Annotated in this window: 13 protein-coding genes and 2 pseudogenes; 3 read left to right on the top strand and 12 right to left on the bottom strand. The window is 45.7% G+C overall.

Going from position 1 to position 15,576, the window contains the following annotated elements; all coding sequences use genetic code 11:
* Positions 1-25 precede the first annotated feature (25 nt).
* Positions 26-853: a carbohydrate ABC transporter permease gene (locus PAEVO_RS21630; RefSeq protein ID WP_100539611.1), complete on the bottom strand. Its 828-nt coding sequence runs from the start codon at positions 851-853 to the stop codon at positions 26-28.
* 12 nt (positions 854-865) lie between these two features.
* A complete protein-coding gene (locus PAEVO_RS21625; protein ID WP_100539610.1) occupies positions 866-1,747 on the bottom strand; it encodes a carbohydrate ABC transporter permease in 882 nt (293 codons plus the stop codon).
* Between the two features lie 202 nt (positions 1,748-1,949).
* On the opposite strand from PAEVO_RS21625, the gene PAEVO_RS33925 reads away from it, so the two are divergent.
* Entirely contained in the window at positions 1,950-2,087 is a 138-nt protein-coding gene (locus PAEVO_RS33925; protein WP_165789727.1) for a helix-turn-helix domain-containing protein, read from the top strand.
* 26 nt (positions 2,088-2,113) lie between these two features.
* Here PAEVO_RS33925 and PAEVO_RS34465 read toward each other — a convergent pair.
* Positions 2,114-2,161: pseudogene (locus tag PAEVO_RS34465) on the bottom strand (hypothetical protein); the annotation flags it as partial.
* Between PAEVO_RS34465 and PAEVO_RS34685 the strand changes: the two are divergent.
* The gene (locus PAEVO_RS34685) at positions 2,144-2,272 is read left to right on the top strand and encodes a hypothetical protein (protein ID WP_279300479.1); all 129 of its coding nucleotides are present in this window, start codon (positions 2,144-2,146) and stop codon (positions 2,270-2,272) included. The pseudogene PAEVO_RS34465 and the gene PAEVO_RS34685 sit on opposite strands and share 18 nt — an antisense overlap.
* A gap of 560 nt (positions 2,273-2,832) precedes the next feature.
* On the opposite strand, the pseudogene PAEVO_RS21615 reads toward PAEVO_RS34685, so the two are convergent.
* From PAEVO_RS21615 to PAEVO_RS21575, 8 genes and pseudogenes are all read right to left on the bottom strand, one after another.
* Positions 2,833-3,407: pseudogene (locus PAEVO_RS21615) on the bottom strand (sensor domain-containing protein).
* A 479-nt stretch (positions 3,408-3,886) separates the two neighbouring features.
* The gene (locus tag PAEVO_RS21610) at positions 3,887-5,227 is read right to left on the bottom strand and encodes an erythromycin esterase family protein (RefSeq protein ID WP_100539609.1); all 1,341 of its coding nucleotides are present in this window, start codon (positions 5,225-5,227) and stop codon (positions 3,887-3,889) included.
* A 624-nt stretch (positions 5,228-5,851) separates the two neighbouring features.
* Positions 5,852-7,183: an ABC transporter substrate-binding protein gene (locus PAEVO_RS21605; protein WP_100539608.1), complete on the bottom strand. Its 1,332-nt coding sequence runs from the start codon at positions 7,181-7,183 to the stop codon at positions 5,852-5,854.
* Positions 7,184-7,335: 152 nt separating this feature from the next.
* Positions 7,336-8,151 (bottom strand): response regulator, encoded by an 816-nt coding sequence (locus PAEVO_RS21600; RefSeq protein ID WP_100539607.1) that lies wholly within the window; start codon positions 8,149-8,151, stop codon positions 7,336-7,338.
* 73 nt (positions 8,152-8,224) lie between these two features.
* Positions 8,225-10,006, bottom strand: a complete 1,782-nt coding sequence (locus PAEVO_RS21595) for a sensor histidine kinase (protein WP_100539606.1) — start codon at positions 10,004-10,006, stop codon at positions 8,225-8,227.
* Between the two features lie 424 nt (positions 10,007-10,430).
* Positions 10,431-10,847 (bottom strand): S-layer homology domain-containing protein, encoded by a 417-nt coding sequence (locus tag PAEVO_RS34455; RefSeq protein WP_243390888.1) that lies wholly within the window; start codon positions 10,845-10,847, stop codon positions 10,431-10,433.
* Between the two features lie 667 nt (positions 10,848-11,514).
* Positions 11,515-11,907 (bottom strand): hypothetical protein, encoded by a 393-nt coding sequence (locus PAEVO_RS21580; RefSeq protein WP_100539604.1) that lies wholly within the window; start codon positions 11,905-11,907, stop codon positions 11,515-11,517.
* Between the two features lie 105 nt (positions 11,908-12,012).
* Positions 12,013-12,318, bottom strand: a complete 306-nt coding sequence (locus tag PAEVO_RS21575; RefSeq protein WP_133120344.1) for a hypothetical protein — start codon at positions 12,316-12,318, stop codon at positions 12,013-12,015.
* Between the two features lie 380 nt (positions 12,319-12,698).
* Between PAEVO_RS21575 and PAEVO_RS21570 the strand changes: the two genes are divergently transcribed.
* Positions 12,699-13,043, top strand: a complete 345-nt coding sequence (locus PAEVO_RS21570; RefSeq protein ID WP_133120343.1) for a hypothetical protein — start codon at positions 12,699-12,701, stop codon at positions 13,041-13,043.
* 693 nt (positions 13,044-13,736) lie between these two features.
* On the opposite strand, the gene PAEVO_RS21565 is transcribed toward PAEVO_RS21570, so the two are convergent.
* On the bottom strand, positions 13,737-15,251 hold the full coding sequence (locus PAEVO_RS21565; RefSeq protein WP_100539601.1) for a serine/threonine protein kinase: 1,515 nt from the start codon (positions 15,249-15,251) through the stop codon (positions 13,737-13,739).
* Between the last annotated feature and the right edge of the window lie 325 nt (positions 15,252-15,576).

The following is a 15,576-nucleotide window of genomic DNA, read 5'->3' as shown; positions in this document are numbered from 1 at the left end:
CCCATCTGTGGACCTGGATTATGGGCTATCCTTTAACAGCCGAGCTTGCCACGCCCTGAATGATATATTTCTGACCGATCAGGAACACGAGAATCATCGGAATAATGCCTGCGGTCGCCGCCGCCATCATGCCGTTATAATCCACCGTATTTTCGAGGATGAAATTTTGCAGTCCCAGCGGAACGGTATACAGATCCTGATCGATCAAAAACACCAAGGCATTCTCGTAATCGTTCCAATGCCAGGAGAAATCGATAATGGCCAGCGTGGCCAGCGAAGGCTTTGCCATCGGCAGAATGATCCGCGAAAAAATGCGGAAATGCCCTGCTCCGTCGATAAAGGCAGCTTCCGAAATTTCATAAGGCACGGAGAGGAAGAACTGCCGCATCATGAACACCCCGAATATCGTAAATACGCCCGGTAATATAAGAGCCCAATGCGTGTTATAAATGCCGACCCAGTCGAACATGATGAACTTCGGCACAAACAGCACCTGAGGAGGGACCATCATCATCGACAAATAGATCATGAACAGGGCATTCCGTCCCTTGAACTCGATCCGAGCAAAACCGTAAGCGGCTAAAGCGGACAGCAGTACCGCTCCAACGGTGCTGATCAAGGCGACTTTAAGTGAGTTCAGGTAGTAGTGGCCAAAACTGTTCGCTCCGGTCCACACTTTCACATGATGATCCCACATGAATTGGGCGGGAATCCACTGAATCGGATATTGGAACACTTCCGCCGGCATCTTGAACGAGGTGCTGATCATCCAGAGGAAAGGAACGATCATAATCACGCTGAAGAACAGCATAATGAGCGTAATGATTATTTTAGTATAAAAGGCTTTGGTCATATTCCTTCCTCCTTAATAGTGAACCCAGCGCTTCTGACCGATCCATTGGATGACGGTGAAGATCATGATGATCAAGAACAGCGCCCACGAGATCGCGGATGCATAACCCATTTCGTAGTAGCGGAAGGCGTTCTGGTAAATGAACAGGGACAGCACGGTGGTGCTGTTGCCCGGGCCTCCTTGCGTAATGGCTTGAATGATCCCGAACTGCTTGATGGTCATGATGAGCCCGGTGATCAGCAGAAGGAAGGTTGTAGGGCTGACGAGCGGCCAGAGAATGGTGCGAACCGTCTGCCAGGCGCGAGCCCCGTCGATTTTGGCGGCCTCCAGCAGTTCCGTTGAGACCTCCTGCAGCGCGGCCAGGTAGATGATCATGTTATAACCGAGCATGAACCAGATCCAGATGATGTCGACGGCATACATGGAGGAATCCATGGTGGACAGCCATCCCGGGGGATTCGTCATCCCGAACGACTTGAGGATTCCGTTGATCGGCCCGTTATTCGGGTGGAACAGCAGCATCCATACGAAGGCCACGGCGACGCCGCTGGTGATGTAAGGCATGAAATATAAAGCGCGGAGCAGCTTTTTTAAATACACCGAGCGGTTCAGTACCACGGCGACGATGAAAGCCAGTCCGATCGATATCGGCACGGATAACAGAAAGAACAGCGTATTTTTGATCGAAATGTAGAAGACCTCGTCGCCCAGCATTTTTTGAATGTTGGCCAGGCCTACGAACTTCGTCTCCGAGCTCATAAATTTGTAGTCCGTAAACATGAGATAGAACGAATACAAGGCCGGCACAATAAAAAACAGCATCACGCCGACCATGTTTGGCCCTATAAACAGATAGCCGAGATACTGCTGCCGTTTCATCCAGGATGTTTTCACATAGCCCCACTCCTCTTGGTCTTTTTCATCTCAAGCATAGCAGTCGGGACCGAGCGGGGATAAGGAACAAAACCTTCGAATTTATGCTACAGAAGTATGCAATTGCAGTGCCGGGGCCGTTTGGTCGCTTCGTAGATTTGTTCTATGTTCATATGCAAAAAGGGGACCTCCCCGAAGCGATAGTCCCCTTCTATGATTTTCTGTGACTTGGAGAAAGGATGACCGAGCATTAACGCCGCGGGAGCTTGAAATTTTACAGTTCGTGTCCAAAGGGCTGCGATATAAAAGCATTGCTCCCTGGCTTTTTGCACCGCTTGTTCCTGTATCCGTTGCCATCTGAGGACGCAACGTTTCCAATCCCATAATGAGCGAAGTGTAGGCATGACCGACGGTATCATGAAGCTCTTTGGACAGCCGGCTACGCTCTTCGGCAAGCGTAATACGCTCGATTTGGGACAGGTACTGCTCCAACACCGCATTTTGCTAACGGATCGTTTCGCCTTGACGATGATTGAGCACGAGTAAATGGAAGGAGAATCCGAAGATATATGCCATCCCGATGTGAACGGCCATGACCCAGTATTACTCTGCTCTGCAAGCTGCTTGATTATGGCGGGCAGGAGCAATATGGATATAGGCCCTGACCAGAGATAGGCCCTTTGCGCGCTGTGGGCAGCAATGAAGAAAGCATACAGCAGGAATGCTAAGTAGGCTTGCGGAAAAAATGAAGCCAGATACAAACACAATCCGCCCGAGATCACGATTTCGGTAAACATGTAGTATTTATAATCGAGCTGCAAGCAAAACCATGGAACGGAAAAAGCAATCAGCTGCCATAGTACAAGGACCACAATCGGCAGCGTGAAATATTGTTGCAGACCTATGGTCGTAAACGCGAGAGAAATGCTGAATATCAGGCGGATTATAAACATGAGCCAGTCGTACCAGTACCATTGCTTGACCAAATCGAACAAAACCATCATCCCCTAAAGACTTTCAGTATGACATTACGTAACTATTATAAAGTAAACTGCTATAGAGTAAACTATCCTCCGACGACCTACGAGGCGAAGCGGGGCATTCGCCTACCGGTTCACATGCTTGATCATTTGAAGCGTGTAGCCGCCTATCCAGCGCGCCAAGCGGTCCGCAAGCCAGTAGCTCACCATCATCAGTACGACCCCTGTGGCCGATACCATCACGGCTTTGGCAAACGTGTCTACCGTCGCACCCATAAAGGAAAGGTTGATAAACGGATAGAGGAACGGGACCGCAATCAATACAGGCGGCGCCACGTAGAGCAAGGTCGCACTGATCAGACTTAAAATCCCTACCGGAAACTTCAACATCAGCCAGCCAATAGCGATCCAGTTACGTCGGTTCAGCAACTCCTTTTTCGCTTGGAGCCAGTTGGACACATTCGGGTTGACGGCTTTAACACAAGGATCGGTGGTGATATCCACATAGATCTTGGTTTGTACTCGTTCGAATTGCAGGAAGGCAGTTGTCGTTCGCAAAACGTTAGCCAGGAGAGGAACGCCCACGACAGTAAACGACAGACTCAACCCCAGAATAATGGCAACCAGATAAAAGCAGATGTGACGAAAGTAAGCAACAGGAAATAGCCGTTTTGAACAAAACGAGCGACAGTTCTTGCTATCAAAGAGTTCACATCCTTTGCAAGTAGTAAACGTATCCTACTGCTTTTGATGTCAAATCTGCCAGTGTCATAATGTCATATGACACAAAATGAACGGAGCGTGAGCGCGCTTTTTCAAGTTTTTCGAGGGAAACGGCGTCGACAACGATCTGGTAATTTGTTAACTTATACAAGCCTGATTTTGTAAACTTCCGATTTGCCGGTCACGCTCCGCTTTGTTCCTACAAGATCGGCGACGCATAAATTTGGAAAGATAAGGTACAAATAAGAACTGGCAATTTTCCAGATCCCGCAAAGAAAACTTCAATGGTTTTTGACAAGAGCATTCATCTTTAAAACAAAAAAAGCCGCAACTAAGCGACTTTTAAGCATACATGTTCTTGTCTCTATACAAATCAATAAATCCAAGGACTTGATCGTGGACTAGTCTTTTTCTTTTGCTTCTTCAAAACTCATCCATTTGTACTTTAATTAAGATTTTATTGATTCAGTTGAGATGGCTTCACTTTCTGAATTTGAACGATGATGTCAAATGTTTTACCTAATGATACATCAACAGTTGTTGGGAAATCTGGACCTACCGTTGTTACTCCAGCAAAGATGGGATGTTGCTCGTTTAGCCAAGTTTTAGTCATTCCGCTTGCCTTACGTAAATCAACAAAAAACTGGTCGTATTTTACTTGTCCAAAGGTATAGTTGAAACTATTCGGGTCATCTAATTTTAATGTTCCATAGGCACCGAATTCTTGGTTAATGTTGTAAACATTGTAACGTCCTTTATAGACAGATGTTCCAATGGATACATACCGTTTTCCATAATGTTCTGCTAAATGCTGCCCAGCTACTTTAGGGTACACGAATGGGATCATATTTGTTTTCGAAACGTGCCCATTATGGCCCCACACGATTGTTTTTCCAATATGTTCTTCTGTCCATTTCGCATTCTCATACATGGCAATATCGTGTTTCAAATAAAAGTCTTCCAGGTTATCAGGAAATGCGGCTGTCATTGTCGTAAATTGCTCGATAATACGGGCATTTTGTTTGATCCATGCGAACTCTGGGGATTTTCCATTCAGTTTATTTTTATTTTGCTCTAATAAAGCGCTGATTTGTTTCGCATCTGAAACATATCGTGCTTTCGTTTCTTTCTCAAGACCGCCAAAGGTATCTAAATCCTTGGTTACAGGAATAAGGCCTTTCATCTTTTGTTCGAAACGAATGACAAGTTTCGGATCGTATTTCTTTACATACGCGAGGATATTGTTATAAACACTCTTGTCTACGGTTTGTATATCCATGCCAATAATCCGTATTTTGGATTTATGCTTTGGATCCGCATTATATTGGCGTATCGATTGAAGCAGATCTATGATTTCTTTTGTGTTAAATACAGGACTTAGATATTGGCTTGGGTCCCCTTTTCCCGTAAGAACATAACGATCGAGTCCTAAAGCTTTATCCCATCCCTCTTCTAACACTAAGGCCTTAAAGCCCATTTCAGCTGTCAAATACTTAACCATGCGATGTTTCATGGCAAAAACTTCGTGAGCTCCATGCATCGCTTCGCCTAAACCAACAATTGTCGCTGATCCGATCATATCCTTAAGCGGTCTTAAATCCTGAAGCGATGCTGTTGAATCCGTTGTCTTTAATGGTTTTGCATTGTCTTCTAACCATTTTATCTGTTCGGCTTTTTGATTTGAGTTGTAGGGAGCTGTAACAGAAGCACCTACTATTGGAGTTGCATTAGTACTTCCCGTAAAACTAGTCAGTGTGATCATCGAAGCAGCAATGGCTATAACCATTTTCTTTTTCATAAAATCCTCTCCTTAAATACTTTGTCATTTGGTTTGATGAGATATATTCTAGTTCCCAGAACTCTTCTGTATCCTACTGCACTCGTTGTCATGTGTAACAGTGTCAAAATGTCATATGACACGCCTTCCCAAAGAAGTGATCAACCATACTGTGGGAGATCAAGCCGTTCGCTCATTGCTAGGACTGCCGGAATGAAACATGAGGACGAGCTTTATCCAATCACATCACTAAGGAGTGTGATATCAATGAAATGGACCTCTCCCCGTAAGCTTAATAAAAAGGCGTCTGCTGCCTCGATGAAATCATATCGGGAATGTTATCAACATAAATATAAAAAGCCGCATAATCAGCGGCTTCTATTGTTACTATGTTTTTGTCACGTTTTTCATTCTGAAATTAACTTGCGCCGCCTCTGTAGGGACTAGGCATCAAGGAACATAATGCCTCGGAACGAAGTAGCTGTTGTATAGTTAACCAAAATCCGATTAACAATGAACGTACCCCCACCACTTGTTCCACCTGTTTGTTGGATAATACCACCTTCGGTGACGTAGTACCCAATAGGGTAGCCAAAATGTGGATGGCTCGAAAGCGATGAATCTCTGGCCGCAAGACCGTTCTCCTTATTTGCCCTCTTTTAAAAACGTATTATGCCGGTTCACCATGGCCTCCAGCGTTTGATCGAGCGTTTGGGCGTTAAGGAAATACTTCTCATACTCTTGCGCGCGCATATCCATCACCTCTTGCGGCAAGCTCCTTACATACGTAGGTGTTTTGTCTTCGAACATGACATGCATAAGGGAATCCAGGTCATATGTGTCTTTCTTATCGCCGAGCAGGTTGTTTAACGCCTCTTCCTGATCGGCGTCCTTCGAAGCAGGCAATCTTCCGCCCGCAGCCATAGGAGCCATGCCTCCGTCCGCATACCATTTCAGGAATTCCCAAGCTTCCGCTTGTTTTTTGGATTTGGCATTAATGGAGATGTAATCTCCGAGGCCGCCCCTTGTCACGTAGCTATCCGCACTGTCCGTTAATCTCGGCACTTGGGCGAACGCGATGGTAAAGTCGCGCGGGAAATCCGTAAAGTTATTCGAGCTTCGCAGCAGCCAAGCCCCGATATTCAGCATAGGCACTTCCCCGCTCAGGAACACTTGCTCCACCGGCATTTTGGAAGTCAGCTGCTCTCCGAGCGGCGGCGTGGTCTTGTCCTCCTTCATCATGACGTTCAGGGTTTCCAGCCATTTTTTGACCAGCGGGTGGTCCAGGTTCGAGGTTCCGTCCGCCTTGGTGTACCCCTCTTGCGATAACACCGAATCAATCGGATCAACGAACGGCTCCATATTTTGAATAAATCCGTAGTTATTGCCGACTTTGAGCTTCTTGGCATATTCGCGCAGTTCATCCCACGTCCAGTCCTTCGGAACGGGCAGGCCGGCCGCATCAAGGGCATCCTTGTTCAGCGCGACGAAGAAGGCGCTTTTCGTGGTCGGCATCCCGTAATACTTCCCGTTGATTTTCCAGCCTTCAGCATCAGGACCCATCTTCTCGTCGATATTGTAATCGTCGAATTGGCTCAGATCCAAGGCCAGGTTGGACTCCACCCGTTTGGACGTTTGGGAAAGCGTGTAATTCACGAACAGGTCCACATCCTGGCCCGTAATCATCGCGGTATCGAGCTTCAGATTCCCGTCATCGTCATTGACGTAGCGGACATATTCAACTTGGACATCCGGATGCTCAGCATTCCATGCGTCAATGACCTCTTGCGGCCCCGCTTCCGGCGGTACGCCGCCCCACATGGTTAGTTTGACCGGATCGCCGGATGAAGGCGCTTTCGAATTATCCGTTCCTTGTCCCTCAATCGCGGATGATGCGGTTTTGCCGCCGCAGCCTGCAAGAAGACCCATTAGCAATACGCCGATGAGAAGCATCGCCCATCCTTTTTTATTTCTCACATTAGTGACCTCCCCGAGAATCATATTGGTGTGATGCCCTCTCATCGTAGCAGGGAACGGGAGCCGCTTTTAAGCTACATATCCATTCAGATGATGGAACAAAACGATGGAATTCCTGTATCGGCGAATCCTATGTCCTGCATAGAATCGTTCTATTTAGGGTCTTTGCCGTGCTGTCTGTATTTACTCGGCGTGAAGCCGGTCAACCGCTTGAATATTTTAATAAAATAATTGTCGTTCACGAACCCCACCCGAAGGCCGATCTCGTGAACAGGGAGGTCGGTTTGAAGCAAATACGCGATGGCTTTGTCCACCCGGACCTGGTGCAAATAATGAATCAAGGTGCGTCCGGTCTTTTTCTTGAAGAGCGCGCTGACGTAATTTTCGCCCATCATCACGTAGCCAGACATCGATTTTACCGTAATGTCCTGCTCGTAGTGCTCATGGATGTACTGCAATATTTTCTGTACTTCCGGGTGCGTCGTGATTTCCTTGGGGGAGGCATGATGCCCCGGCTGCGACGGCATCGTCGTCTCCATGGACGCGACCGGAATCGAAACAGGTTGGCTTAGGTTCGGGCTCGGGTTATTCTTGGTCAGCTCGGCATTCATTTTGTGCAGTGTTTCCCGCAGCGTATTCACGCTCATCGACAGCTTCAGAATATAGTTGGATGCCCCGTATTCCATCGCTTGCCGGACATACTCGAATTCACTCATGCAGGTCAGCATCACGAACTTCGAGGCATACCCTTCTTCCCGGGTTCTGCGGAGGAGCTCCACGCCGTCCATCTCCGGCATCACGATATCGGTCAGCACGAGATCGGGCGGATTGCTCCGGATCATCTCCAGCGCCTCGGCGCCGTTGCCTGCCTCTCCCTCCACCTTGAATCCGAGCTCCTCCCACGCGATGATCTCCCGCACGGACTCTCGCACAAACACTTCATCCTCAACCAGCAGCACCTTCCACATAGGTCTCCCCTCCTCGAAGCTTTTTAAAATCCGATTCCAAGCCTACACAAGCCAGCGACGAATAATCTGCCCGTTATGATGAAATCAAGTGATCGTTCTGATAAGGCGTTGAAATTAACGGGATGGAGAATCGAATCCGCGTTCCCCGCTCCGAAGAAATAATCTCCATGCTGCCCTCTTCTTTAAATAGCAGCCGAAGCAGCTCTTGCACATTGCTGAGTCCGATGCCCGGACGTTTACGCATCCCGCCCGCCTGCCGGGACTGCTCCATGCCGACGCCGTTGTCCTTGATCTCCACCGCCAATCGGTTTGGCCCTTCCCGGGTAACCTCAATTTCAATGAGACCCTCCTGCTCTGGCAGCGGCCCGATTCCGTGTATAATGGCATTCTCCACGAGCGGCTGGAGACAGAGCTTGGGTACAAGCGCATAGAGGATGTCCTCATCATACGCAAAGGTCACGTCAAAACGGTGATTATAACGCACCTGCTGAATATGGACGTAGGCCTGCACCAGCTCGATTTCGTCCTTCAGGTGCACCAGATCCTTCTCCGTATTCAGGCTTGCTTCCAGCAGCTTGCCGAGAGACAGGGTGATATTCGTGATATCCTCATTCCCGTGACGAATGGCACTCCACTTGACCGTATTTAGCGTGTTGAGCAGAAAATGCGGGTTCATCTGAGCCAGCAGCATATGGAAATGCACCGCTTCCTTCTGCCTTTCCTCGGCCTTCAATCGCTGAATCAGCACATCCATGTCGTTGAGCATGGAATTGAACGTCTGCGTCAGCTCCAGAATCTCGCCTCGGAACTTGTGCTCCGGCAGTCGGATTTTCAGATTGTTGCGGACAACCGCCTTCATCTTATTCTGCAAATGGGATAACGGCCGGGTAATCGTGGCGGCAATAATGAAGGTCATGATGAGAAAAGCGCCGGTCAGCAGGAAAAAGGTCATGAAATATTGGCGCTTCAGCTCCTCGATCTCGTTAAAAAGCACCGTCAGCGGAATCCGGTTCACGATATACCAATCCAGCGATTCCACGTAAATGTAATTCACCAGGGTATTGGAAGCTTTGTCGATAAAATACTTCTGCCTGGGCTCGGCCGCAATCCTGGCTTTCACCTCACCGGTCAGACTGCTGTTCAAGATCGATTGGGATACGTTCTCGCCGGCGCTCGTAATCAAAAAGTATTCCTGGCGCAGCGTCGACTGCTTTAATACCGATTGAAACCAAAAGGAGTAATCGATGCTGATCCGGGCCATGCCGTACGGCTTGTTGCGTGGAGTTTCCATGTAGGCGTACAGCGACAGCAGGTAAGGACTCGTGGAGATATCCCGCAGCACGTAGTTCGCATCGCTCGAAACCCAATGATACGACACGCCCTCCATCTGTTCCCGATCAAAGCCAGGGTTGTCCCGCAGCTTCCTGTAATCGAGCGCCTCTCTGGGAGAATACGAAGTGTAAGCGTTGCCATGAAAGTCGAGAATCGTGAAGTAGACCGACGGATTATACAGGAAAAAGCTGTTGTTCAAATTTTTGAACTTTTCCTCCATCAGGTTTTTGTTCTCGAGTCCCTGCCGCTGTCCGGGATGGGTCAGCACGGAGGCCACCGTTGAATCCTGCTCCAGAAATATCAGCGTTTTGAAGGCTACGCTCAACTGATCCTCCAGCGTTCGATACATCTGCTCCAGCTGACTGTGGCTCTGCTGGCTGATTTTCTCCTGGACCAGGGTCTCGATCCGCTGGTAATTGTACAAATTCAAAATGCCGAAAGGCAGCAGTATGACCAGAACGAACGCGGCAAACAGACGGTATTTCAGCTTGTGTGGAAACAGGGATCGTATTCGGTTCAGCACCCTCCCGCACTCTCCTTTTCGCTCGCTTGTTCTTCAATTATATCAGCACCGGTTCGCTTGAGAATGGCAATCCCTGAAATTGCATGGATATGTGCGGTCGATGCCGAGGGCAGGCGCAGTGGATGTGTAGATTTGTTCTATTTTATCAGACAAAAAAGACCAAACTCTCCGTAAGAGAGCTTGGTCCTCATCTATTGCAAACGGAACCGATGCGGGAACCTGGTATCTATGGCATTCGGAACTTAGAAATCGGATTTATAAAACTTACTTTTCCATCAGCATTTCAAAGCAATTTAACAGCAGCACATACGTCTGCTCGAAGGTGAGCTCGCCTTTCGGGTTGAACTGATTCTTGGCCATGCCGTTCATTAAAGAGAGGTTTATCGCTTGGTATACTTGTTCCTTCGCCCATGGCGAGATGCTGCTATCGTCCGCGAACCGAGAGGCCGAAAACTGATCCGGTTGATGCCGGTCTGCCTTTCAATTCATTCGTCTTGGCATACACCTGAAGGATCAGCGCGGCAGCCAGTTCTCTGGTGATGGTCGCTCGCGGCGAGAAGGATTGCGGCGATGTGCCGTTGATGATTCCGTTTTGGCTTGCCCACGTCACGGTCCAATCATCGACGTCCTTCAACGGGGTCTTAACGCCGGTGACGTCCATATAAAGATCCTGTCCCAGCATGGTCTCGATCATTACCGCCATCTCCGTAAACTCCACTCTGGTGATCGGCTGCTGGTAGGATCGGTCAAACGGCCAACCGATAATGCCATTCGCTTTTGCCTTCATGTAATCCGCTTGAGCCCAGTTACTCACTTTGCCATAAGCCGGACCATTATTCACGTTAACGTAGACCAAACTTCTCGTCCCCAGATAATCATTGGCAGAGATCCATGTCGATCCCTTGCATACGGCTTTGACCTTGCCGTTTGCATCAATTTCAACGATCCGGTTATTTCCGCTTTTGAACGTATTGCCGCTGGTCTAAGATAGTCCAAAAACAACGATAACCCAATTCCATTTTCGTGATCTCAATCAAAATACACTCCTTATTCTCCTAGTATAAATACATACGAGAATTATAAGCATATGTTTTCGCTTTTAAATAATATATATCACCAGAACCATTTTTTCTGCTTTTAGAAAACCTTTGGACGATCCAAAAAAGTAGACATCTTAAGGTACAACTTTCCTCCTCCTAAGAGGGTAGTATATTTTTTTGGTCACTCCTCCGACGCAATGTATAGCACATCTCGGACCTTTATACAAGACCCAGTAATTGAAATTGATAATAACGCCCTAACAAAACAAGAGCCTGAATATTCAGACTCTTGCTTGCTGTCATTACACTCCAGTGAAGATGTGAATGATTACGTTACCCGCCATGATGTGAAGTGAACCAGTACCGTTCTTCCTTCTTTGGATTTCACGAATTTCGATGCATATCCATCCACCAAACTGATAGAACTTGATTATATCTATCTGTTGGATTTGGCCATACCTCTCAGTGCTACTCTGTTTTATCAAAGAGTAGCCTCTCCTTCTTTTTATTCCATTTAATTTCCATAAATTCAATACCATTCCAATTCCCTACTTTACTTCTTGTTGGTAAATTCAATACTTCACTGGAATTAGAGATATCTATTGTATTTACAGTGCTGCTATTATTTTTGTAATGTATTGTGATAGCTGCGTAATCAATGGAATCCTTTCCAATGTAGTTTACTTCAGGCTTTACAACGTAATATTTTTCACCTTTAACTTTTGTATAAGTAAGAGTAAGATTAATTTTCCAATTTGCAGAAGATTCACTCAATACCTTCACATCCGCTTCAATTGAGCAAGCTACGCAAAATAATATTGATAACAGGCTAATCCTTGAAAGAAATGAGGCTTTCCCCATAAGATAATCAACCTCCAAATAATGTTTCAAAGCCCATTCAATGAAGAATGGGCTTTCTACTATCAAATTTTCTATTTATATTCTTTCAATTGAAAAAATACGATTTCATTTAAAAATCACTGTGATACCAATCCCACGACTTACCAGTATCAACAGCGTGGTTATAATTTGAGGATAATTGGCTTTCCAGTTAGGTAACGCCATAGGTGTTATCAGATCAATTGAACTTCCATTCACTTCATTTTTATTCGTTTCTACTAAGTTTGCACTATCAAACTGGTGTGAAACATAGGCTGCATTTTGCATATAGAATGATTCCTTCTGGCCAATATCCAGAACTTCAATGACTTCTTTTGGATATCCGTGCGCAGCAAGAAAGTGATCGTTGATATCATTGTTTCGGTGATTCATCACACAAGGGGAGGAATGTAGCTACTTTTGTGTCAATTACGTTTCCTGATTTGTGTCATTAGACAATTATTAGTTGTTGCGTATCTGTTCCGATGCTTTCAAAAAAGTAGAAGAGGGGTTGCTCAAAAGTATATTGCTTGATCATAGACATTGTATTTCTCAGCTGAAGGAGCTCAAAAAAGCGGATAAGTTTGCTGATTTCCCCATCATATGTCCCTATGCATATGCTTATGTTTTTTGGAGAACGTCTCTGCTAAAGGAAGAATATTTCTACAGTGATAATCTGTGCAGAACGATGGAGCATAGCTCTTTTTATAGGATCACCATTAATTATAAGAGATCTTTTGGAGTACTTTGCAGACCAAATTGTCAGACATCAAATGAGTGTATCGGGAGGTATCCATCCAAACAGTTTATTCTGGGCACTTGAAAAAATAGTGACTAAGTTTAGTGACAATTTCTTCAAGGCGTGGTTGAGTATATCAGGGAAGAGAAGTCAAGAAACTAGTGTTCCTCGCTGGGACGATATCGAAAAAATGAGGGATTTGTGTTTTCCTAACATAGCTTTTAAATACGCCCATATGGAAAATGGCTCCATAAGTTCCGTTGAATTTCACCATTTAGCTTCAGAACAATCAGAACAATCAGTTATCCAATACAATTGTCCGTATCAAGATGAACTAAGCAATGAAGCAATCCAATCTATGTTATCATTTACACCTTAGAAAATTGCAATGTTGGTCATGAGCAAACCAGATGATGAGAATATACAACAACTCCAAAAATCGGTTGATCTATATGTTAAAAAATTGAATTTTTAAACCCGTTGATGATTAATTACGGGTTTTTATTTTTTATTAAAACGATGATGGAAGAAATCTAAGAGGGAAAAGGGCAAGTTACGGCAATGGGTACAAGTTCTTGTCCTTTAACGGTACATGTTCTTGTCCTCCGACAATTAGCTGCTGGTCGTTTTTCTTTTTTTCCGACACTTTAGACATATGTACAAAACAGGACTTTTGACTAACAGTATGTACAAAAGAAAAAAGACCTGCAGTCCGTTTCTGCGTGCCCTGCCCGTAGTTGAATTATAAAGACAGCCGATCGCGTCGCCGGCTGCCTGCGTGTTTATTTCGCTATCGTTTCCCGTTAGCTTAACAAACGACTGGATTATTTCCGCGTGGCTTGATTGAACTAATCTGCCCGTTAGTTGAACAAGAGCAGCCGATCCAAGTTAATCGGCTGCTTCTTGCTTTTATTGAGCTATCGTTTCCCGTTTAACTCGGGGTATTTTTGGCCCAGGGAGTGTATAGAAGTTCTTGTCCCCCAACCACACCTCACATCTATTAATATTCTTGTCCAGATTGAACAAATAAACAGCCGGTTGGAAGGTTGGAATATTAACCGGCTGTACTTTATTACTGACGCCATGTTGCGTGTGTGTTTCTTTCTGGCATGGATGAAGGGTGAGACAATTGGTTCACTGCTCCCTGTGCGAACCAAGTCATCCATCTATCAAGAAATTCATGTTCATTGCCTACTTCGATCCGAATGAATGGCCAAGCCACTTGATATTCCGTCAATGCTCGACTAAGAGCTTTTCCGGACTCTTCACCGGGTGAGAGAGAAAATGGATTTTGGCGCCCTCTCTTATTTGTTAGAGGCGTAAACATATATGCGGTTTCATACCAATGAAATACCCCTTCTTCTTCAGCGTCGCAATACCAGAGTGAATGCCCTCTTCCCTCGTATTCATATCTGTTTGGTGGAATTCGAACTTCAATTGAAGTATGTGCCAGCACCTGAAAGGCTGGCTTGTAATGCCCCCAATTGTTATTATTGGTCTCTTCAACAGGCTGAGCTGTTAGTGTGGCAGGACCTAATTTGGTGGACAAACCATAAGAGTAATCCCTACTATTATCAAGGATCTGGACTTTCCGTGTCGTCCCCACCATCCGCTTGTTTCTTATTTGTTCTATCCTTGCGTTTGGAGCATTATCACTGATTAATTGTTCTAGTTGGTTGAGAACCATAGAAAAAATTTGACTTGCGGATTTTACAATCTCTCTTTTTTGCTGATCCTCATCCTCAGTTGCTGACCGTGCTGCCATTTCACTGGCTAATTTTTGAGACTGAGCTAAATTAGCTGACTGTAGAAGTGAAGCACCTCCAGATGATGGGCGAAGGATTGGAGCAAGACGAGCCAAGAAGTTTTCGGCTAATGGTCGTACTTCTGGAGCCTTCATCAGACATTGGGCTACTAAAGCTGTTAAAAGCGGCGGGCAACCTGTCAGCGGAGGAGGATTCTGCGTTAGATGTTCTTGCCTAGGATCAATACCTGGAAACGGTCGTCGACCTGTGATTATTTCAAAACCAATAACGCCCAACGAATACATATCCGAGGCTGCAGTAGCACGGTAATATTGCCATCTCTCCGGTGCGTTATAGGCACCCGTCCATGAGAACTTATGAGTGTCAACTGCAGTCGAAGCTTCTGCATATCGTGCTATCCCAAAATCGGATATACACCATTTCCCATCAAGAAGCAGGATATTCTCTGGTTTAAGATCTCTGTGAACAACCTTACCCTTAATATCAGACAATGCTGTAGCAATGTCTGATAATACGCTCACACCTTCAGAAACAGATAAACTCCCATTTTCTCTAATATGGTCACGTAACGACTTCTCAGCCCGTGGCATCACAAGAACCCAGTTATCCCCAAATTCACCGGAATCAATTATGGGGATGATATTACGAACACCACTAAGATCTTCAAACAAAAGCTCACGATCTGCGCCAGGCGTCTTTGGAATGAGTTTAATTGCTACTTTTACGTCACCGTTTTCATTTTTAGCTTCAAAAACTCTTCCAAAGCCACCACTTCCGAGTTGAGATCCTAGTGTCCATCTTTGTTTCAGATCAATTTCCATTCCTATTTGACACCCCTGATTAATATTTTGAACAGTCTCAATAACAATTAAGCTCACTTTAACAGAATAACAAAAGTCTACCAGGCTTGTCCTTCAAAAGTCTATAAAAAAACCATTCGTTTAACGAATGGTTTGTGGCAGATAGTACTATCGTTTCCCTCTAGCTCTTAAAATGAATTTCATACTTTTGAAGAGATCACACGCTTCATGAACTCGGAGCCCTGCTTGAAGCATCATCAAGGTTAAGGCGTAATCCCTCGATGATCCACTCTTGCGTATCTCTCTTAGAAATGCGTTCTGTTCGTTTCGAATAAGCCATTTCGGT

The organism is Paenibacillus sp. GM2FR (assembly GCF_002803325.1).
Taxonomy (GTDB): Bacteria; Bacillota; Bacilli; order Paenibacillales; family Paenibacillaceae; genus Paenibacillus_AQ; species Paenibacillus_AQ lautus.
Note: the sequence above shows the minus strand (reverse complement) of the source record. Positions and strands in the feature narration are given on the sequence as shown.

Bases quoted from the DNA above. Each gene is read 5' to 3' on its own strand.
- PAEVO_RS21630 (WP_100539611.1), bottom strand. From the start codon at position 853: ATGACCAAAGCCTTTTATACTAAAATAATCATTACGCTCATTATGCTG.
- PAEVO_RS34685 (WP_279300479.1), top strand. From the start codon at position 2,144: ATGAAGCTCTTTGGACAGCCGGCTACGCTCTTCGGCAAGCGTAATACG.
- PAEVO_RS21610 (WP_100539609.1), bottom strand. From the start codon at position 5,227: ATGAAAAAGAAAATGGTTATAGCCATTGCTGCTTCGATGATCACACTG.
- PAEVO_RS21600 (WP_100539607.1), bottom strand. From the start codon at position 8,151: ATGTGGAAGGTGCTGCTGGTTGAGGATGAAGTGTTTGTGCGAGAGTCC.
- PAEVO_RS21580 (WP_100539604.1), bottom strand. From the start codon at position 11,907: ATGGGGAAAGCCTCATTTCTTTCAAGGATTAGCCTGTTATCAATATTA.
- PAEVO_RS21575 (WP_133120344.1), bottom strand. From the start codon at position 12,318: ATGAATCACCGAAACAATGATATCAACGATCACTTTCTTGCTGCGCAC.
- PAEVO_RS21570 (WP_133120343.1), top strand. From the start codon at position 12,699: ATGAGTGTATCGGGAGGTATCCATCCAAACAGTTTATTCTGGGCACTT.
- PAEVO_RS21565 (WP_100539601.1), bottom strand. From the start codon at position 15,251: ATGGAAATTGATCTGAAACAAAGATGGACACTAGGATCTCAACTCGGA.